We start from the raw sequence: 18992 nt of genomic DNA, 5'->3' as shown, positions 1-18992 counted from the left end.
TTCTGAACCGATCCGTCCAGAAAGGTCCCGTCGTGTCCCTCGCGACCCAAACCTCACCCACCCGCACCCGCCTCCCGCTGGCCGTCTACGTGCTCGCGCTCGGCACCTTCTGCATCGGCACCTCGGAGTTCATGCTCGCCGGGCTGCTGCCGCAGCTGGCCGCGGGGCTCGACGTGTCCATCGCGCGCGCGGGCCTGCTCATCACGGCGTTCGCGCTCGGCATGACGTTCGGCGCGCCGCTGATGACCCTGGCCACCCTGCGCCTCCCCCGCCGCGCGACGCTGCTCGGAGCCGCGCTGGTCTTCGCGGCGGTGCACCTGCTCCCGCTGGCGTTCGACGGGTACGCCGCCATCCTGGTCGGCCGTGTCGTCGCCGCCGTCGCGTGCGCGACCTACTGGGCCGTGGGCGCGGTCATCGCGGTACGCCTCGCCGGGCCGGGCCAGACGGCCCGGGCACTCGCAGCGATCGTCGGAGGGCTCACCCTGGCCAACGTGCTCGGCGTCCCGCTCGGCACGTGGATCGGCGAGCAGCTGGGGTGGCAGGCGGCGTTCGTCGCCGTCGCTGTTGCCACGCTCGCGGTGACGGTGGTGCTGCGGGTGATGGTTCCCGCCCAGGAGCACGCCGATGCGTCGACGCCGATGCGGGTGCTGGTCCGCCGCGAGGTGGCCGCCTTCCGTGACCGCCGCGTGTGGCTCGCTCTGGCGACCACCGCGACCTTCCAGGCGGCCGTGTTCGCCTGCTTCTCCTACCTCGCGCCCCTGCTAACCGACGTGTCGGGCATCTCCGCCTCGCGAGTTCCCTTGGTGCTGCTGCTCTTCGGGGTAGGCACGTTCGTGGGTGTCACGATCGGTGGACGGTTCGCCGACCGCAACCTGCTGCTCAACGTGTTCGTCAGCCTCGGGGCGATGGTGCTCGCGCTGCTGGCGCTCGTCACGCTCGCCGGGTCCCCGGTCGGCGTGGTGGTCGCGACGTTCCTGTTCGGCGCGACCTCGTTCTCGATCGCCGCCGCGCTGAACGGCCGCGTCTTCGCCTTCGCCGGCGAGGCTCCGACCCTGGCCGCCTCGGTCAACGTGTCCGCCTTCAACGTCGGCAACGCCGCCGGCCCGTGGCTCGGCGGGCTGGTGATCGACGCCGGCCTCGGCCTGCGCGCACCGATCTGGGTCGCCATCGCCCTCGGCCTGACGTCGCTCACCGTCGCCACCGCCAGCTGGCGGGTCGAGCGCGGGTCGGGCGGTGGGCGTACCTGCCCCGAGGCCGCTTCCGCCGCCTGCGCCTGACGGTCCGGCTCAGCCGGACCAGGCGCGGCGCAGCAGGTCGGGCCACACCGGGTCGAGGGTGTCGCGCCAGGTGTCCCAGTCGTGGCCGCCTCGCGCGGTCTGCCACGCGACGTCGAACCCCTGGCGCCGCAACGCGTCGCGCATCCGCCGGTTGGCGGCCAGGTTGCCCTCGTCGCGCCCGCAGGTGAGCCCGATCAGCAGGTCGTCGCTGCGGTCGGCGAACGCCCCGTCGCGCACCCGGTCGGCGGCGCCCACCACCCGCTCGAACCACCGCCACGCGCGGTCCTCGCCGCCGGCCTCGAAGAACGAACCCGACTGGGACAGAACGCAACCCACGCCCGGGTCGTGCAGGGCGACGAGCAACGAGGTGAGCCCGCCGAGGCTCGCGCCCATCACCGCGAGGGGCGACTCGACCGGCACCCGATCCCGCAGGTCGGCGACCGCGCGGTCGAACGAGCGCAGGTAGCGCGGCGAGGCGGAGTAGATCTGGTTGCGCCGCTGCGGCTGCGCGAGCGCCAGCCGGAACGGCGGCAGCGAACCGTCCTCGACGTGCGCGCCGGCCCACTGGAGCAGGGCGGCGCGCTGGGCGTACTCCGGGCCGTCGTGGCACCAGACCAGCGGCGCGGCGTCGGCGTCGCCCAGCCCGTCCGGCGTCCACAGCGTCACCGGCAACGGGTGCGCGAGCGCGCTGGCCAGCGCGAGGTCGACCGAGCGCCCGCCGGTCGCGGGCGCGCTCAGCCAGGCCGGCTCTCGCCGTGCAGCCACCGTGCGCGGGGTGCGCTCAGTAGAGCGCGGACATCAGCGCGGTGCGCGCCTTCTTCACCCGCGGGTCGCTCGCGCCGACGATGTCGAACAGCCCCACGAGATGCTCGCGCACCGCGTTGCGCTCGTCCCCGGAGGTGGTGCGCACCAGGTCGACGAGCCGCGAGAAGGCGTCCTCGACATGGCCGCCGAGCACGTCGAGGTCGGCGACCTGGGCGGCAAGCGTGAGGTTGCTCGGGTCGGCCGCGGCGTCGGCGCGCACCGCCGTGGCGTCGAGCCCCTCGGTGCGCTGCAGCAGCTTGACCTGCCCGAGGCCGAGCCGCGCCTCCTCGTCGGCGGGGTTCTTCGCGAGCGCGGACTCGTACGCCGTCACGGCGCCGGCGTAGTCGCCCGCCTCGATCGCGTCGTACGCCTGCTGCAGCTCCGGCGACAGCGGCGCCTCTTCGGCGCCCTCCCCCTCGGCGTCGTCCTGCGCGCCCTCGTCGGCGCCCGGGTCGGGCACCCGACCGGCGATGCCGTTGGCGACGGCGACCTTCAGCAGCTCGTCGACCAGCTGGGTCGCGGCCTCGGCGTCGGGCAGCGGCGGCAGCGGCATCGGCTGCCCCTGCAGGAACGCGACGGTGGTCACCTGGGTGCCGGGCGGCAGCTGCCCCTGCTGGGCGACCTGCTGCCCGAGCTGGGCGAAGGCCTGCGCGACCTCGGGGACCCGGTCGATGTCGACCGCGCCGAGCTGGATCTTGCCGCCCTGGGCACGCACGGCGGTGGCCAGCTCGTCGACCGGCGTGCGGGTGCCGGGCTGCGAGGCGGAGTAGAGCGCGATGATCACGGGGTAGCGCACCGAGGCGCTGACCAGCGAGCTGAACGCCTGGGCGTCGGCGACCTCGACGACCATGCCGCCGGTCGAGCCGCCTCCGCCGCCCGCCCCGGGGGCTCCGGCTGCGGCGCCGCCGGCGTCGGGGCGCTTGTTGGCCAGTCCGGACAGGTCCACCGCACCGCGCAGCGCGGCGTTCAGAGGCTGCTGAGTCATGCCGTCATTCTCACCGATGGTTCACCCCGGCGGGAACCCGGTTCGGCGACGATGCCGAGAGACGCGTAGCGCAGCAAGCGCCTCCCGGAGCAGGAGTACCCAGTCCACCTGGACGCAGCGGTTCGGCGACGATGCCGGGAGACGCGCAGCGCAGCAAGCGGCTCCCGGAGGAGGAGCTGAACCAGAAGGAATCTAGAACCGTGCGGGCTCGCGGTAGACGCCCCACACGTCGCGCAGCGCGTCGCAGATCTCGCCCAGCGTCGCCTCGGCGCGCACCGCCTCGAGCATCGGCGGGATGAGGTTGCCCTCGCCGCGCGCGACCTCGGTCATGGTGCGCAGCGCCGCGTCGACGTCGGCCTGGGAGCGTGCCTTGCGCCGGGCGCCGAGCTCGCGCACCTGATCGCGCTCGACCTCGTGGCTGACCCGCAGGATCTCCAGCTCGTTGGCCAGCGAGTGGGTGTGCACGTTGACGCCGACGACCTTCTTGTCGCCCTTCTCCAGCGCCGTCTGGTACTGGAAGGCGGCCTCGGCGATCTCGGACATGAACCAGCCGTCCTCGATGCCGCGCAGGATCCCGGCGGTGATCGGCCAGTCGCCGTCGCCGCCCTGGCCGACCGAGGAGCGCACCTTGGCGGCCAGGCCGGCGTGGTCGGCGGAGCTGAGGTCGCTGCCGCCCAGCTGCAGGATCTTGTCGAAGATCTTCTCGGCCTCGGCCTCGATCTTGTCGGTGAGCGCCTCGACGTACCAGCTGCCGCCGAGCGGGTCGGCGACGTTCACGACGCCGGTCTCCTCCATGAGCACCTGCTGGGTGCGCAGGGCGACCTCGGCCGACTGGTCGGTCGGCAGCGCGAGCGTCTCGTCGAGCGCGTTGGTGTGCAGGGAGTTGGTGCCGCCGAGCACGGCGGCGAGCGCCTCGACGGCGGTGCGCACGACGTTGTTCATCGGCTGCTGCGCGGTGAGCGAGACGCCGGCGGTCTGGGTGTGGAAGCGCAGCCACATCGACTTCTCGCTCTTGGCGCCGTAGACGTCGCGCATCCAGCGCGCCCAGATGCGGCGGGCGGCGCGGAACTTGGCGATCTCCTCGAAGAAGTCGAGGTGGCTGTCGAAGAAGAACGACAGGCCCGGGGCGAAGGCGTCGACGTCGAGCCCGCGCGAGAGGCCCAGCTCGACGTAGCCGAAGCCGTCGGCGAGGGTGAACGCCAGCTCCTGCGCGGCGGTCGAGCCGGCCTCGCGGATGTGGTAGCCGGAGACCGAAAGTGGTTTGTACGCAGGGATGTTCGCGGTCGTGAACTCCATGAGGTCACCGATGAGCCGCAGGTGCGGCTCGGGCGCGAACAGCCACTCCTTCTGCGCGATGTACTCCTTGAAGATGTCGGTCTGCAGGGTGCCGTTGAGCTTGCTGATGTCGGCGCCCTGGCGCTCGGCCGCGACGAGGTACATGCAGAAGGCCGGCACGGCCGGGCCGGAGATCGTCATCGACGTCGTGACGTCCTGCAGCGGGATGTCGGAGAACAGCAGGTCCATGTCGGCCGCCGAGTCGATGGCGACGCCGCAGTGGCCGACCTCGCCGAGGCTCAGCGCGTCGTCGGAGTCGCGTCCCATGAGGGTCGGCATGTCGAACGCGACGGACAGCCCGCCGCCCCCGCGCTCGAGGATCATCTTGTAGCGCTGGTTGGTCTGCACCGCGTTGCCGAACCCGGCGAACTGCCGGATCGTCCACGTGCGGCCGCGATAGCCGGTGGGGTAGAGCCCTCGGGTGTAAGGGAACTCGCCCGGCCAGCCGATGCGCTCGGGGGCCTCGCCGTTGGTCGGGCCGTAGGCCGGCTCGACCTCCATGCCGGACAGGGTCGTGAAGTCGGCGTCGCGCACCTGCCCCTTGCTCTGCGCGGCGGCGAAGCGCTGCTCCCAGCGGGAGCGGCCGGTGGTGGGGTCAGGCTGCGTCGACATGACCCCAGAATACTAGGACGTCCTAGTAGTTGTCGATGTCGGCCGTCTCGAGCACGTGGAAGGCGGGCGTCTCGTACGGGTGCGCGGCCACGAGCGCGGCCACCACCTCGGCGCGCAGCCGGCGCGGCAGCACCAGCTCGCACCGTTCTTCGGCGACCTGCTCGACGTCGCCGACGCGCCCGATCGCGGGGTTGGCGCCGTCGAGCGGGCGGAACTGCCCGGTGCCGGTCTGGCGGTAGGCGCACGAGTCGTACGCACCGATGCGGCCGCCGCCGGCCGCGAAGACCGCCGCCAGCACCCGCTCGGCGTCCTCGACCGGGACGTAGAAGACCAGCACGTCCAGGCGTTCGCTCATGCCTCGCCCTCCTCGAAGTCACCCTGCTCGGTGCGCACGGCGTGCAGCAGCCGGAACAGGTCGCGGTGCTGGTCGTCGTCGAGCGCACCCAGCCCGAACTCGATCTCGTGCAGGGCCTCGGTGGCCCGCTCCATCGCCGTACGTCCTTGCGGGGTCAGCCGCGCGAGCATCCCCCTCCCGTCGCGCGGGTTGCGCACCCGCTCGACATAACCCTGCGCCGCCAGCCGCTGCACGATGTTGGTCACGCTCGTGGGGTGGATCATCAGCCGCTCCCCCACCTTGCTCATCGGCAGCTCGCCGTTGCGGCTGAAGCTCAGCAGCACCAGCGCCTCGTAGCGCGCGAAGGTCAGGTCGAACGGCGCGACGGCGGCGTCGAGGCGGGCGACGAGGATCTGCTGCACCCGCATGACCGACGTGGCCGAGGCCATCGCCGCCACCGGGCTGTCCTCGCCGAACCGCTCCTCCCACAGCTGCGCCGCGCGGCGGATCGGGTCGAACGGCAACGGTTTCGGCACGGCGCCAAACTAGCGGCCGCCGTCGTCCTGGACCGATTCGCCTCAGGCGGGGCGGCGCACCATGCGCACCTCGGGCGTCCCGCTGGCGTCGTGCACGGCCCGTTCCCCGTCGAGCTCGAAGCCGTGCTTGCGATAGAAGGCGATGGCGCGCTGGTTGCCCTCGACGACCCAGAGGTATGCCGAGCGGTCGCCCAGGGTCGCGGCCAGCAGCTGCCCCGCGGCTCCGGTGCCGTGGAACTCGGCCAGCACGTTGATCGCCCACAGCTCCAACGGAACTGGCGGTTCGTCGTCGCGCGCCGGTGCCACCGTGGCGAAGCCGACGAGGCGGCCGTCGGGGTGCTGCGCGACCCGCGTCACCTTGCCGTCGGCGGCCGCGACCCCCTCGGCCTCCTCCGCCGCGATCGCCCGCCAGCGCTCGGCCCGGTCGGCCGGACGCAGGCCGGCGAGGTACTCCTCGGACATGATCCCGGCGTACGCCTGGCGCCAGACCTGCACGTGCAGCTCACCCAGCTGCGGGGCGTCGGCGAGCCGCGGTGGGCGGACGGTGTAGAGGACCAGCTCCTCGCTCATGCGCCGGCGTCGCGCAGGCGCTGCTCGACGCGCTCGACCTTGGCGTCCAGCTGCCCGGTGAACCCCGGCCGCAGGTCGGCCTTGACGACCAGGCTCACCCGCGGGGAGTGCTTCGCGACGGCGTCGCAGGCGGCCTTGATCACCGGCATGCACTCGTCCCACTCGCCCTCGAGCGTGGTGAACATCGAGTCGAGCCGGTAGGGCACGCCGGAGTCGCGCACCACGGCGATCGCGTCGGCGACGGCCGCGCTCACCGACCCCTCCGGGTCGTCGGTCGTGGACGGGGCGACGGAGAAGGCGAAGAGCATGGCCTCAAGGCTACGCGGCGGCCCCGGCCACCTCGGGTCGATACCGACCCCACCTGCCCGCCCCGAACGGACGAAACCGGGCACCTCGGGTCGATACCGACCCCACCTGCCCGCCCCACCGAGGCCAGCGGAATCAGATCTCGGCGACGAGGGTGCCGGCGGCGGCGTACGGGTCGGTGCGGCCGTCGACGACCTGGGCGGCCAGCTCGTCCAGGCCGCGCCCCGCACGCACGTCGCCCATCCGGTCGCGCAGCGTGCGCACCGCGATGGCCTCGACCTCGCGCGCGGCCCGGTCGAGCCGCCGCTGGCGCAGCGTGCCGGTCTGCTCCATCCACGCGCGGTGCTTGTCGAGCGCCTCGAGGACCTCCTCGACGCCCTCCCCGCGCTCGGCCACGGTCTTCACGACGGGCGGGCGCCACAGGCCGGGCTCGGTGCGGTCGCCGAGGCTGATCATGCCGCGGATGTCGCGCACGGTGACGTCGGCGCCCTCACGGTCGGCCTTGTTGACGACGAACACGTCACCGATCTCGAGGATGCCGGCCTTGGCGGCCTGCACCCCGTCACCCATGCCCGGCGCGAGCAGTACGACGGTGGTGTCGGCGAGCCCGGCGACCTCGACCTCGGACTGGCCGACACCGACGGTCTCCAGCAGCACCACGTCGCACCCGGCGGCGTCGAGCACCCGCAGCGCCTGCGGCGTGGTCCAGGACAGCCCGCCGAGGTGGCCGCGACTGGCCATCGAGCGCATGTAGACGCCCCGGTCGGTGGCGTGCTCGGCCAGCCGGATGCGGTCACCGAGCAGCGCCCCGCCGCTGAACGGCGAGGTCGGGTCGACCGCGAGCACCCCGACGCGCAGCCCCTGGTCGCGGTACGCCCGCACCAGCATCGACGTCGACGTGGACTTCCCGACGCCGGGCGAGCCGGTGAGCCCGATGATCCGCGCGTGCCCCGTGTGCGGCGCGAGCGCCGCCATCACCTCGCGCAGCGCCGGGTCGGCGTTCTCCACGAGGGTGATCAGCCGGGCGACCGCGCGCGGCGAGCCCTCGCGGGCCTGCGCCACCAGGCCGGTGACGTCGGTGTCCCGGCGTCGCCGCCGGGCGGGCCGCGCCTGCTGGTCGGTCAGGACGAAGCCTTCGGCACGCGTACGACCAGGGCGTCGCCCTGGCCCCCGCCACCGCACAGCGCCGCCGCGCCGACCCCGCCGCCGCGGCGCGCGAGCTCGAGGGCGAGGTGCAGGTAGATGCGCGCGCCGGACATCCCGATCGGGTGGCCCATGGCGATCGCGCCGCCGTTGACGTTGACCTTGTCGGGGTCGAGCCCGAGCTCCTTGGTGGAGGCCAGGCCGACCGCCGCGAACGCCTCGTTGATCTCGACCAGGTCGAGGTCGGTGGGCTCGATGCCCTCCTTGACGCAGGCGACCTTGATCGCGTTGGCGGGCTGCGACTGCAGCGTGGAGTCGGGGCCCGCGACGACCCCGTGGGCGCCGATCTCGGCCAGCCAGTCCAGACCCAGCTCTTCCGCCTTGGCCTTGCTCGTCACGACGACCGCGGCGGCACCGTCGGAGATCTGCGACGCCGAGCCCGCGGTGATCGTGCCGTCCTTGCTGAACGCCGGGCGCAGCTTGGCCAGCGACTCGGTGGTCGTGTCGGCGCGGATGCCCTCGTCGGACTTGAACTCGATCGGGTCGCCCTTGCGCTGCGGGATCGAGATCGAGACGACCTCGTCGTCGAACAGCCCGTCCTTCCAGGCGCGCGCGGCGAGCTGGTGGCTGCGGGCGGCGAAGGCGTCCTGCTCCTCGCGGCTGAACCCCTGGTCCCCGGTGTTCGCGGACTCGGTGAGGTTGCCCATCGCCTGGTCGGTGAAGGCGTCCCAGAGCCCGTCGTAGGCCATGTGGTCGCGCATGGTGACGTCGCCGTACTTGAACCCCTCGCGGCTCTTCTCCAGCAGGTGCGGCGCCTGGCTCATCGACTCCTGGCCGCCCGCGACGACGATGTCGAACTCGCCGAGCCGCACCAGCTGCGCGGCCAGGGCGACGGCGTCGACGCCGGACAGGCAGACCTTGTTGATGGTCAGCGCGGGGACGCTCATCGGGATGCCCGCGGCGACCGCGGCCTGCCGGGCGGGGATCTGGCCCGCGCCGGCGGTGAGCACCTGGCCCATGATCACGTAGTCGACCTGCTCGGGCGTGACCCCGGCCTTGTCGAGCGCGCCCCGGATGGCCGCGCCACCCAGGTCGGCGCCGGAGAAGTCCTTCAGCGAACCCAGCAGCCGGCCCATCGGGGTGCGGGCCCCGGCGACCAGGACGGGGGTGCGATCAGCGTTCTGCGCCATGACGAAAGAGCCTCCAGCGACGGCGGTGGTGACGTGGGTGCACGCGAGGGCGTGACCTGCACCACTGTAAGTCTTGCCCTCCGCAGGCACCGCGCGAGCACCCGGCGCGCGGCCGGGCCGCACCTGACGACATCACCCCCAAGGACACTGTGTGTCCCTGCCCGGGTGTGGCACAGTCGCCGTCGTGCCGCGCCTGCCCCGTCCCCAGCTGCCGCGCATCCGCCTCTCCGTGGAGCGCCCCGGACAGCCCATCGACGACGCGGCGACCCCCGCGGGCGAGCACGGCTCCGGGACCGGGCCGGGGTCCGGCACCGACGCCCAGGCCGAGGGCGCCGCGCGCCGTGGGTACCGGCCCGGCGACGCGATGCGCCGCTGGCGCCAGTTCCAGGAGCAGCAGCTGCAGACGCTGCGCGAGAGCAACCGCATCCAGCGGCCCGACACCCACCCGGTGAGCGGGGGGCCGACGGGGCCGGCGGACCCCGACGAGATGTACGTCCCCGGCACCGCAGCCGTCGACGACGCCCGCCGGACCGGCGCGGACCACCCCGACGAGGGGCGCACCGAGCTCGGCGACGCCGTCGAGCGCGACGCGACGGAGCACGACCCCGCGGAGCACGACGCCGCGGGGGACGACGCGAGGCAGCCGGCTGCGGGACGAGCCAGCGCGGGACAGGCGACCGACGACGAGGCCGCTGAGGCCGGCGGGCACGGAGCCAGCCGAGCGGCCCACGCGACGTCCGGGCGTCGGGCGGCGACGGCGTACGGGCAGCTGGGGAAGGCGTTCAACCGCCACTCCCCCCTCTACCTGGGGTTCACGGCCGCGATCGGGGTGGCGCTGGCGTACGGCCTGGTCAAGATGCTGACCGAGCTGCAGACCACGCTCACGGTGCTGCTCGTCGCGTTCTTCCTGACCCTCGCGCTCAACCCGATCGTCGAGGCGCTGGAGCGGCGCGGCGCCCGGCGCTCGCTCGCGGTCACCCTGGTCTGTCTCGGGCTCGTCGGCGTCTTCGCGATCCTCGCGTGGGTCGTGGTGCCGCCGCTGATCAAGGAGACCACGCAGCTGGTCGAGAACGCCCCGAGCTATGCCGAGAGCTTCACCGAGCAGGAGTGGGTGCAGCAGCTCGACCACGACTACCAGATCGGGCAGAAGATCAACGAGCAGGTGACCGAGAAGACCACCGACGGCGCGTTCGTCAGCCAGGTCTTCGGCGGCGTGCTCGGCGCCGGCAAGGCGGTCGCGAGCGGGCTGTTCCAGGCGTTCACCGTGCTGATCCTGACGCTGTACTTCCTCGCCTCCTTCCCCACCGTCAAGCGCGCGGTCTACGCGATGGTGCCGGCCAGCCGCCGCCCCCGCTTCGTGTCGCTGGCCGAGGAGATCATGCGGCGCACGGGGTCGTACGCCATCGGCCAGGTCATCGTCGCCAGCATCAACGCCGTCTGCAGCTGGGTGATGATGACGCTGCTCGGCGTCCCCTACGCGGCGGTGCTCGCGGTGGTCGTCGGCTTCCTCGGGCTGATCCCGATGGTCGGCGCGACGATCGGCGCCGTGATCGTGGCGATCGTGGCGTTCTTCGTCTCGCCGCAGACGGCGCTGGTCGTCGGCATCTACTACCTGATCTACCAGCAGTTCGAGAACTACGTCATCGTCCCGCGCGTCATGCAGCGCACCGTGTCGGTGCCCGGCGCGGTCACGGTCGTGGCGGCGCTGGCCGGCGGCACGCTGCTCGGGGTGCTCGGCGCGCTGCTGGCGATCCCGATCGCCGCGGGGCTGCTGCTGCTCTACGAAGAGGTGCTGGTGCCGCGCCAGGCGCACGCCTGAGCGCTCGGGGCGAGCCCACTCAGCGCCACGACCCCCGGGGCGGCCTGCGGTCGCGCGCCCGCCAGCACGGTGTGTGCCAGTGCCGGCGATCGCTCACGTCGCCCAGCCCGTCGGCGGGCCAGACGACCTCGTGCGGCACCGCGCTGCTGACCTGCGACTGGCAGCCGGGGCAGACATAGCTGCGCCCGGCGTCGTTGCCGCGCACCGAGCGCACCTCGTAGGTGCGACCGGCGTACGCCTCGCGCCGGGTGCCCCCGCCGAAGGCCCGGGCCACATCGCCGCGTGGCTCGGTCCGCTTCGGGCGGTTGCGCCGCGGCATCGCTCAGCCGCGGAACGGGCGGCCGGTGGCGGCGTGCTCGACCAGCAGCGGCGAGGGGTGCAGCGCCGGCTCGCCGGTCTCGGCCGTCATCTCCCGCAGCCCCTCGAGCACCCGCTGGGCGCCCCAGCGGTCGAGCATCTGCAGCAGGCCCTCGGGGTAGCCGCAGCCGGCGGTCATGGCGGTGTCGATGTCCTCGGCCGAGGCATAGCCGGAGTCGAGCATCTTCACGGCCTCGTTGACGTGCGGCAGCAGCAGCGCGTCACGCACCCGCCCGGCCCGGTCGCGCGACACGACCGGCACCAGCCCGGCGGCGGCGAGGCTCGCCCGCGCCTTGGCGACGTCGGCCTCGGAAGCCGTTGCGCCGCAGACGATCTCGGCGAGTCGGCCCTTGGGCGACTCGGTGTGCAGCTCGACCCGCACCCCGTCGGCGGCGAGCGCCTGGGCCAGCGCCTCCGGGGTGTCGGCGGTGACCACCTCTCCCTCGGGGGCCGGGGTCTCGGGGGCGCCGTCGGCGTAGTCGTAGAACCCGCGACCGGTCTTGCGGCCGAGCCGACCGGCCGCGACCATCTGCTGCAGCAGAGCCGGCGGCGCCGACGCCGGGTCGTGCGTCGCGGCGTAGAGCACGTCGCAGACCTCCTTGACCACGTCGAGCCCGATGAGGTCGCTGAGGGTGAGCGGCCCCATCGGCAGCCCGATGCCGGCGGTCGCCGCGGCGTCGAGGTCCTCGCGGGTGACGTGACCGGTCTCGTACGTCCGGATCGCCCGCGCCAGGTAGGCGATGAGCAGCGCGTTGGCGACGAAGCCCGCCCGGTCGCGCACGACGACCGGCTTCTTGCCGAGCCGCTCGGCCAGGTCGCGCACGCTCGTGACGACGGCCTCGTCGGTGAGGATGGTGGTGATCACCTCGACGAGCTTGAGCACCGGCGCGGGGTTGAAGAAGTGCATGCCGACGACCCGCTCGGGGCGCGCGGTCGCGGCGGCGATCTCGGTCAGCGACAGGCTCGAGGTGTTGGAGGCCAGGATCGCGTCGTCGCGCACGATGCCGTCGAGCGTGCCGAAGATGTCGTGCTTGATCTCCATCCGCTCCGGCACGGCCTCGACCACCAGGTCGACGTCGGCGAGCGCGGTGAGCTCGTGCGCGAAGGTGACCCGCTCGAGCAGCGCCTGCTGGTCGGCCTCGCTCAGCCGGCCGCGCTGCACCTGCTTGCCGGTCGACCTCTCCAGGAAGCCGCGTCCGCGCTCGGCCAGCTCGGGCGTACCGTCCACTGCCACGACGCTCAGCCCGGCGCGGGCGAACACCTCGACGATGCCGGCACCCATGGTGCCGAGCCCGACCACTCCGACGCGGTCGATGCCGCTCGTGCGCTCATCACTCATGGGGGCCAGTCTTCCAAGGCGGGCGGTCGGTAGGTTGTCCGGGTGCGTGTCGTCATCGCCCGCTGCTCCGTGGACTACATGGGCCGTCTCACCGCCCACCTGCCCCTCGCGACCCGGCTGCTCATGGTCAAGGCCGACGGGTCGGTGCTGGTGCACAGCGACGGCGGCTCCTACAAGCCGCTCAACTGGATGGCGCCGCCGTGCGCGATGGCCGAGGTCGAGCCGACCGACGACGAACGTGCCGAGGGCGTACGCCAGTGCTGGCAGGTCCAGCACGCCAAGTCCGACGACCGGCTGCGCATCCTGCTGCACGAGGTGCTGCACGACAGCAGCCACGACCTCGGCATCGACCCGGGCCTGGTCAAGGACGGGGTCGAGGCGCAGCTGCAGGCGCTGCTCGCCGAGCACATCCACACCCTCGGCGAGGGTTACACGCTGGTGCGCCGGGAGTACCAGACCCCCATCGGCCCGGTCGACATCGTCGCCAAGGACCCCACGGGCGCGACGGTCGCGGTCGAGATCAAGCGCCGCGGCGACATCGACGGGGTGGAGCAGCTGACCCGCTACCTCGAGCTGCTCAACCGCGACCCGCACCTGGCCCCGGTCAGCGGGGTGTTCGCCGCCCAGCAGATCAAGCCGCAGGCCCGCACCCTCGCCACCGACCGCGGGATCCGGTGCGTGACGCTGGACTACGACGAGCTGCGCGGCATCGACGACGCCACCACCCGCCTGTTCTGACCGCGAGCCCACGCTGGTCGAGCAGCGCGAGCCGCTGGGCGAGCGCGTATCGAGACCGAGTGGTACCGAGCGGTCAGGAACGGGGCAGCAGCTCGTCCGCGGTGACCGGGACGCTGCGGGCGCGCACGCCCGTGGCGTGGTGGATCGCGTTGACCACCGCAGCGGTCGCTCCGACGATGCCGATCTCACCGACCCCGCGCAGCCCCATCGGGTTGGCGCGCGGGTCGACATCGTCCAACCAGACCGCCTCGACGTCGCGGATGTCCGCGTGGGCCGGGACGTGATAGCTCGCGAGGTCCTGGGTGACGAAGTGGCCGAAGCGGGGGTCGCGCACCGACTCCTCGAACAGCGCTGCGCCGATGCCCATCGTCATGCCTCCGATGAGCTGTGACCGCGCCAGCCGGGGGTTGACGATGCGCCCCGCCGAGAAGACCCCGAGCATCCGCGGCACCCGGATCTCCCCGGTCCAGCGGTTGACCCGCACCTCGGCGAACTGCGCGCCGAAGGAGTGCAGCGAGAAGGTCTTGTACGCCGGGTTCCTCGCCGCGTCGGCGGTCGCCTCGAGCCCCGGCGGCGGGGTGTCGCCGTGCTCCTTGCGGAAGGCCAGCGCCGCGGCGACGATCGCCGACCCCCACCCGCTGGTGCCGGTCGGGCCGCCCGCCACGGTGGCCTTCGGGTCGCGGGTGTCGCCGATGCGCATCTCCACCCGGTCGGCGTCGACCTCGAGCGCGTCGGCAGCGATCTGGGCGAGCACCGTCCAGGCGCCGGTGCCGATGTCGGCGGCGCCGATCGCGACGGTGTAGCGCTCCCCCGGCTCTGACCGCACCGTCGCGGTGTTGCCCGGCGCGGGGTGCGCCGGATACGTCGACGTCGCGACCCCGAGCCCCACCCACCAGTCGCCCTCGAGCGTCTGTCGGGGCTCGGAAGCCCTCTGTTCCCAACCGAACTCGCGCGCTCCCCGGTCGAAGCACTCCATCAGCCGACGGTGGCCGAACGGCTTGCCCGACTCCGGGTCGACCTCGGGCTCGTTGCGGCGGCGCAGCTCGATGGGGTCGATCCCGCAACGCTCGGCGAGCTCATCCATCGCGATCTCGAGACCGACCATCCCGGGCATGACGCCGGGCGCCCGCATCCAGGTCGGGACCGACACGTCGAGCTCGACCAGCCGGTGGGCCGTGCGCAGGTTGGGCGTGGCGTAGACGTGCCGCGTCACCTCTGCCGTCTGCTCGCCGTACTCCTTGATGGCTGACGTCTGCTCGAGCACCCGGTGGTCGACCGCGGTGAGCCTGCCGTCGGAGTCGGCGCCGAGCCGGACGTGCTGGACGGTGGCCGTGCGGTACCCGGTCACCGTGAACATCTGCTGCCGGGTGACCGGCAGCCGCACCCACCGACCGGCGTGCTTCTTGGCCGCCAGCGCGACCGTCGCCACCTGCGGGTGCGGCAGGCCCTTGGACCCGAAGCCGCCCCCGACGTACGGCGCGGTGACCCGCACGTCGGCCGCGTCGAGCCCCATGAGCTCGGCCACCGTCGACGCCGCCGGGTGCACGCCCTGGGTGGAGTCGTAGAGCCAGAGCGTCGGCTGGTCCTCGTCGGTCTCCCCCTCGCCCCGCCACCGTCCGAGCGTGGCGTGCGGCTCCATCGGCATCTGGTGCTCGTACGGCGTGCGGTAGGTCTCGTCGACCACCACCGCCGCCGTGCGCAGAGCCGCGTCGACCTCACCCTTGTCGGTGGCGGTCTCGTACCCTGCGTTGACCGAATCCGGTTCGTAGCCCTCGGAGTCCGCGTCGAACTCGGTGCGTGCCGGCTCCTCGTCGTAGTCGACGCGCAGCTGCTGCGCGGCCGCCCGCGCCTGTTCGGCGGTCTCGGCGAGCACCACGGCCACGACCTGCCCGCGATAGTGCACCCGATCGTCCTGCAGGATCGCCAGCTCCGGGTCGGCGTCGCTCGCGACCCGCGGCGCGTTCGTGTGGTCGACGACGTCGACGACGCCCGGCAGCTCGCGCACCTCGTCGGCGTGGATCTGCCGGATGCGCCCCTTGGCCACCGTCGACAGCACCAGGTGGGCCTGCAGCGTGTCGTCGGTCTCGTGCTCGACGGCGTAGGTCGCCCGTCCGGTCACCTTCAGGCGCGCGTCGCGCCGCCGGTCGGGCCGGCCCATCGCGTGGGCCCGGATCTGCTCGGGCAGGGTCGCCTCGCTCATCGGTCCACTCCCTCGCCGGCGGCCAGCTTGGTCAGCAGCATCGCCGTGGCCTCGGTGACCATCGGCAGCTTGTACGCCGTCTGCTGGCTCGTCGAGGCCTGCTCCAGCTCGCGTGCGCAGGCCGTCCGGACGTTCTCCGCGGTCACCGATCCTCCTGCCATCGCATCTTCGAGAAGCGTTGCGCGCCAAGGCTTGTGGGCCATGCCACCCCACGCCACGCGTACGTCGGTGACCGTGCCGTCGTCGTCGACGGTGAGGCTCGCCGCGACCGACACGAGCGCGAAGGCGTAGGACGCGCGGTCGCGCACCTTGACGTAGTCCGAGCGGGCACCCTCGGGCTGGGCGGGCAGGTCGACGTGGGTGATCAGGTCACCGTGCTCGAGCGCGGTGTCGCGCGACGGGTCGTCGCCCGGCAGCCGGTGCAGCTCGGCGATCGGCAGCGACCGCGCGCCGCCGGCCCCGAGCACGCCCACTTGCGCGTCGAGCGCGAGCATCGCGACGGCCATGTCCGAGGGGTGCACCGCCACGCAGCGGTCGGAGGCGCCGAGCACCGCGTTGTAGCGGCCGTAGCCCTCGATCGCCGGACAGCCCGAGCCCGGCTCGCGCTTGTTGCACGGCACCGTGCGGTCCTGGAAGTAGACGCAGCGGGTGCGCTGCAGCAGGTTGCCGGCGGTCGTGGCCTGGTGCCGGATCTGCGCGGAAGCGCCCGACAGGAGTGCCCGCGACAGCACCGAATAGCGCTGTCGCACCTGCGGATCCGACGCCAGGTCGCTGTTGCGCACCCGGGCGCCGACGCGCAGGCCGCCGTCCTGCTCGGTGATCTCGTCCAGCCCCAGGTCGGCGACGCTCACCAGCGCGCTGGGCGCGACGATGCCGAGCTTGAGGTGGTCGACCAGGTTGCTGCCGCCGGCGAGGAAGACCGCGTTCGGGTCGTCCGCGACCGCCGAGACCGCCTCGTCGGGCGAGGTGGGGCGGGCATACGTCGGGGCGCTCATCCGGCCACCTCCTCGGTCACCGGGTCCACATCGGCGTCGGCGACGTCGAGCGCGGCGGCGCAGATGTTGACGTACGCGCCGCAGCGGCACAGGTTGCCGCTCAGCCGCTCGCGCACCTCCGCCTCGCCCAGCTCCGGCGCGGCGGAGAGGTCGGGGCTGACATAGCTGGGCTGCCCCGCCCGCACCTCGGCCAGCATGCCGACCACGCTGCACACCTGGCCGGGGGTGCAGTAGCCGCACTGCAGGGCGTCGCGCTCGACGAAGGCCTCCTGCACCTCGTGCAGCCGCTCCCCGTCGGCGAGCCCGGCCGCGGTCGTGATCTCGGCGCCGTCGTGGTCGATCGCGAGGCTGAGGCAGGTCAGGTGACGGCGCCCGTCCAGCAGCACCGTGCACGCACCGCACTGCCCGTGGTCGCAGCCCTTCTTCGGAGAGGTCTCGCCGAGCCGCTCGCGCAGCGCGTCGAGCAGGGTGGTCCGGACGTCGATGTCGACGGTGCGTGCGGCACCGTCGACCTGCAAGGTGACCTGCGTCGTCATGCCGGCCAGCCAACCACCAGCAGGACCCCCGAGGAACCTCCCTACGGACCCGAATGTCAGCGCCCGGCGGCGTACCCCTGCATCCCTCGCGGGTTGGCACCGGCATAGAGCATCCCCGTCTCGGGGTCGCGCGCCACCGCGCTCAGCCGGCCCTCCGACCACGCCGGTCCGACGCTCACCTGGTGCCCGCGAGCGCGCAGCGCCGCAGCCACGCCCGGCCCGTGGTTCGCTTCCAGCACGACGGATCTCGGCACGTACGCCCGTGGCCAGAACGACCCGATCAGCGCGTCCGTGTGCCAGTCGGGTGCGTCGATGCCGCCCTGCAGGTCGAGCTCGCCCGTGCGCGCGTGGCCGGCCGCCACCCGCAGGAACAGGTGGAACGACCACTGGTCCTGCTGGTCGCCGCCCGGCGTGCCGAACGCCATCGTCGGCACCCCGCCGAGCGAGGCCATCGACGGGCTCAGCGTCGTGCGCGGCCGACGGCCCGGCGTCAGGGTGTTCGGCAGCCCCTCGTCGAGCCAGGTCATCTGCAGCCGGGTCCCGAGCGGGAAGCCGAGCTCGGGCACGACCGGGTTGGACTGCAGCCAGCCGCCGCTCGGCGTCGCCGACACCATCGTCCCCCAGCGGTCGACGACGTCGAGGTGGCACGTGTCGCCGGCCGTGCGCCCGACGCGGTCGACCCGCGGGGCCGCGTGGTCCTGCACGGTGGGTTCGCCCGCGCCCTCGCCCCGGACCGGCACCACGTCGCCGCTCAGCAACCGCCGGACGTGCGCGGGCAGCTGCGCCTCCCGGCCGTACGGCTGCCCCGGCCGCCACTCGCCCGACGCCTTCTCGCCGATCAGCCCGGCCCGCGCGCGGGCGTAGCCGGGGTCGAGCAGCGCGGCGACGTCGACCGGCGCGGCGTCGCCGAACCAGGCGTCGCGGTCGGCCAGCGCGAGCTTGGTGCCCTCCACCAGCCGGTGCATCAGATCGGGGTCGAAGTCCGAGATGTCTTGCGGCGCAACGTCGTTCAGCAGCTGCAGCTGCTGCAGGAAGGCCGGGCCCTGGCTCCACGCCCCCGCCTTGTGCACCGTCCAGTCGCCCCAGCGCTCGTCGACCGTGTCCTCCCAGCGGGCCTGCGGCGCGGCCAGGTCGTCGGCCGTCATCGTGCCGGCGTGCGGCTCGCCGCTGGAGTCCATCGCGGGCGTCTGCGCGGTGCGCACCATCGCCTCGGCGACGAAGCCGGTCTTCCAGGTGCGCAGCGCGGCCTCGATCTGCGCCTCGCGGTCGGCGCCGGCGGCCTCGGCCTCGCGCAGCACCCGCTGCCACGTCGCGGCCAGCGCCGGGTTGGTGAACAACCGCCCCGGGGCCGGCACCGCGCCGCCGGGGAGCCACACCTGCGCCGACGTCGGCCAGTGCTCGGTGAACAGGTCGCGCACCGAGGCGACCGTGCCGCTCGCCCGCTCCAGGAACGGGTGCCCGCGCTCGGCGAGACCGATGGCGTGGTCGAGCACGTCGCGCAGCGGCCAGCTGCCGTGGTCGCGCAGCAGCACCAGCCACGCCTCGACGGCCCCGGGGACGGCCGCGGCGAGCGGGCCGGTGCCGGGCACCAGGTCCAGCCCCAGCCCCCGGTAGTGCTCGGCCGACGCGCCCGCCGGGGCGACACCCTGCCCGCACAGCACGCGGGGTCGCTCCCCGCGCACCGAGACGATGATCGGGGCGTCGCCCCCGGGGCCATTGAGGTGCGGCTCGACCACCTGCAGCACGAAGCCCGCGGCGCACGCCGCGTCGACGGCGTTGCCGCCCCGCTCCAGCACGCTCATCGCCGTGGCCGTCGCGCTCCAGTGGGTGCTCGCGGCCATCCCGAAGGTTCCGGCCAGCGTGGGTCGAGTGGTGAATGTCGTCATGGTCGGTCCAACCTACGGTGCAGAATCGCC

The 18992-nt window shown here is 73.4% G+C and carries 18 protein-coding genes; 3 read left to right on the top strand and 15 right to left on the bottom strand.

Translation table 11 applies throughout. The features are described 5' to 3' along the window. The first annotated feature begins 32 nt into the window (after positions 1–32). The gene (locus FB554_RS03130; protein ID WP_211344520.1) at positions 33–1277 is read left to right on the top strand and encodes a Cmx/CmrA family chloramphenicol efflux MFS transporter; all 1245 of its coding nucleotides are present in this window, start codon (positions 33–35) and stop codon (positions 1275–1277) included. A gap of 9 nt (positions 1278–1286) precedes the next feature. On the opposite strand, the gene FB554_RS03125 is transcribed toward FB554_RS03130, so the two are convergent. The 9 genes from FB554_RS03125 to FB554_RS03085 all read right to left on the bottom strand — a co-directional run bounded on the left by FB554_RS03125 (position 1287) and on the right by FB554_RS03085 (position 9092). Beyond that, positions 1287–2042 (bottom strand): alpha/beta hydrolase, encoded by a 756-nt coding sequence (locus FB554_RS03125; RefSeq protein ID WP_142004592.1) that lies wholly within the window; start codon positions 2040–2042, stop codon positions 1287–1289. A gap of 16 nt (positions 2043–2058) precedes the next feature. After that, positions 2059–3066, bottom strand: coding sequence for a tetratricopeptide repeat protein (locus FB554_RS03120; RefSeq protein WP_142004591.1), 1008 nt, complete (start codon positions 3064–3066; stop codon positions 2059–2061). A gap of 192 nt (positions 3067–3258) precedes the next feature. Beyond that, complete coding sequence (locus FB554_RS03115) at positions 3259–5013, bottom strand: coenzyme B12-dependent isobutyryl-CoA mutase large subunit (protein WP_142004590.1); 1755 nt, start codon at positions 5011–5013, stop codon at positions 3259–3261. Positions 5014–5035: 22 nt separating this feature from the next. Further along, positions 5036–5368 carry a YqfO family protein gene (locus FB554_RS03110; RefSeq protein WP_142004589.1) on the bottom strand — a complete coding sequence of 111 codons (333 nt, stop codon included), beginning with the start codon at positions 5366–5368 and terminating at the stop codon, positions 5036–5038. Continuing rightward, entirely contained in the window at positions 5365–5883 is a 519-nt protein-coding gene (locus FB554_RS03105) for a MarR family winged helix-turn-helix transcriptional regulator (protein ID WP_142004588.1), read from the bottom strand. Before FB554_RS03105 ends, FB554_RS03110 begins: the two co-directional genes overlap by 4 nt. Positions 5884–5925: 42 nt before the next feature. Continuing rightward, positions 5926–6453 (bottom strand): GNAT family N-acetyltransferase, encoded by a 528-nt coding sequence (locus FB554_RS03100; protein WP_142004587.1) that lies wholly within the window; start codon positions 6451–6453, stop codon positions 5926–5928. Further along, positions 6450–6761, bottom strand: a complete 312-nt coding sequence (locus FB554_RS03095; protein WP_142004586.1) for a thiamine-binding protein — start codon at positions 6759–6761, stop codon at positions 6450–6452. Before FB554_RS03095 ends, FB554_RS03100 begins: the two co-directional genes overlap by 4 nt. Before the next feature lie 133 nt (positions 6762–6894). Next, positions 6895–7824 (bottom strand): methylmalonyl Co-A mutase-associated GTPase MeaB, encoded by a 930-nt coding sequence (meaB, locus tag FB554_RS03090; protein ID WP_236022437.1) that lies wholly within the window; start codon positions 7822–7824, stop codon positions 6895–6897. Positions 7825–7880: 56 nt separating this feature from the next. Beyond that, a complete protein-coding gene (locus tag FB554_RS03085) occupies positions 7881–9092 on the bottom strand; it encodes an acetyl-CoA C-acetyltransferase (RefSeq protein WP_142004585.1) in 1212 nt (403 codons plus the stop codon). 184 nt (positions 9093–9276) lie between these two features. On the opposite strand from FB554_RS03085, the gene FB554_RS03080 reads away from it, so the two are divergent. Further along, complete coding sequence (locus FB554_RS03080; RefSeq protein WP_236022244.1) at positions 9277–10911, top strand: AI-2E family transporter; 1635 nt, start codon at positions 9277–9279, stop codon at positions 10909–10911. 19 nt (positions 10912–10930) lie between these two features. Here the strand turns inward: FB554_RS03080 and FB554_RS03075 are convergent, their stop codons facing one another. Next, positions 10931–11185 carry a hypothetical protein gene (locus FB554_RS03075; protein WP_338070548.1) on the bottom strand — a complete coding sequence of 85 codons (255 nt, stop codon included), beginning with the start codon at positions 11183–11185 and terminating at the stop codon, positions 10931–10933. A 48-nt stretch (positions 11186–11233) separates the two neighbouring features. After that, positions 11234–12607: a 3-hydroxyacyl-CoA dehydrogenase gene (locus tag FB554_RS03070; protein WP_142004583.1), complete on the bottom strand. Its 1374-nt coding sequence runs from the start codon at positions 12605–12607 to the stop codon at positions 11234–11236. A gap of 42 nt (positions 12608–12649) precedes the next feature. Here FB554_RS03070 and nucS point away from each other — a divergent pair, with 42 nt between their 5' ends. Further along, positions 12650–13345: an endonuclease NucS gene (gene nucS / locus FB554_RS03065; protein WP_142004582.1), complete on the top strand. Its 696-nt coding sequence runs from the start codon at positions 12650–12652 to the stop codon at positions 13343–13345. Positions 13346–13418: 73 nt separating this feature from the next. On the opposite strand, the gene FB554_RS03060 is transcribed toward nucS, so the two are convergent. Genes FB554_RS03060 through FB554_RS03045 form a run of 4 tightly spaced genes read right to left on the bottom strand, consistent with a single transcriptional unit; the run spans position 13419 to position 18962 of the window. Next, positions 13419–15545: a xanthine dehydrogenase family protein molybdopterin-binding subunit gene (locus FB554_RS03060; RefSeq protein WP_142004581.1), complete on the bottom strand. Its 2127-nt coding sequence runs from the start codon at positions 15543–15545 to the stop codon at positions 13419–13421. Next, a complete protein-coding gene (locus FB554_RS03055) occupies positions 15542–16540 on the bottom strand; it encodes an FAD binding domain-containing protein (RefSeq protein ID WP_142004580.1) in 999 nt (332 codons plus the stop codon). Before FB554_RS03055 ends, FB554_RS03060 begins: the two co-directional genes overlap by 4 nt. After that, positions 16537–17076 carry a 2Fe-2S iron-sulfur cluster-binding protein gene (locus FB554_RS03050; protein WP_142004579.1) on the bottom strand — a complete coding sequence of 180 codons (540 nt, stop codon included), beginning with the start codon at positions 17074–17076 and terminating at the stop codon, positions 16537–16539. The genes FB554_RS03055 and FB554_RS03050 overlap by 4 nt, the downstream gene beginning before the upstream one ends. Before the next feature lie 56 nt (positions 17077–17132). After that, entirely contained in the window at positions 17133–18962 is a 1830-nt protein-coding gene (locus FB554_RS03045; protein ID WP_142004578.1) for a gamma-glutamyltransferase family protein, read from the bottom strand. Positions 18963–18992: the final 30 nt, after the last annotated feature.

The sequence above is a fragment of the Barrientosiimonas humi genome, from assembly GCF_006716095.1.
GTDB classification, from domain to species: Bacteria; Actinomycetota; Actinomycetes; order Actinomycetales; family Dermatophilaceae; genus Barrientosiimonas; species Barrientosiimonas humi.
This window is presented reverse-complemented; position numbering and strand designations above follow the sequence as displayed.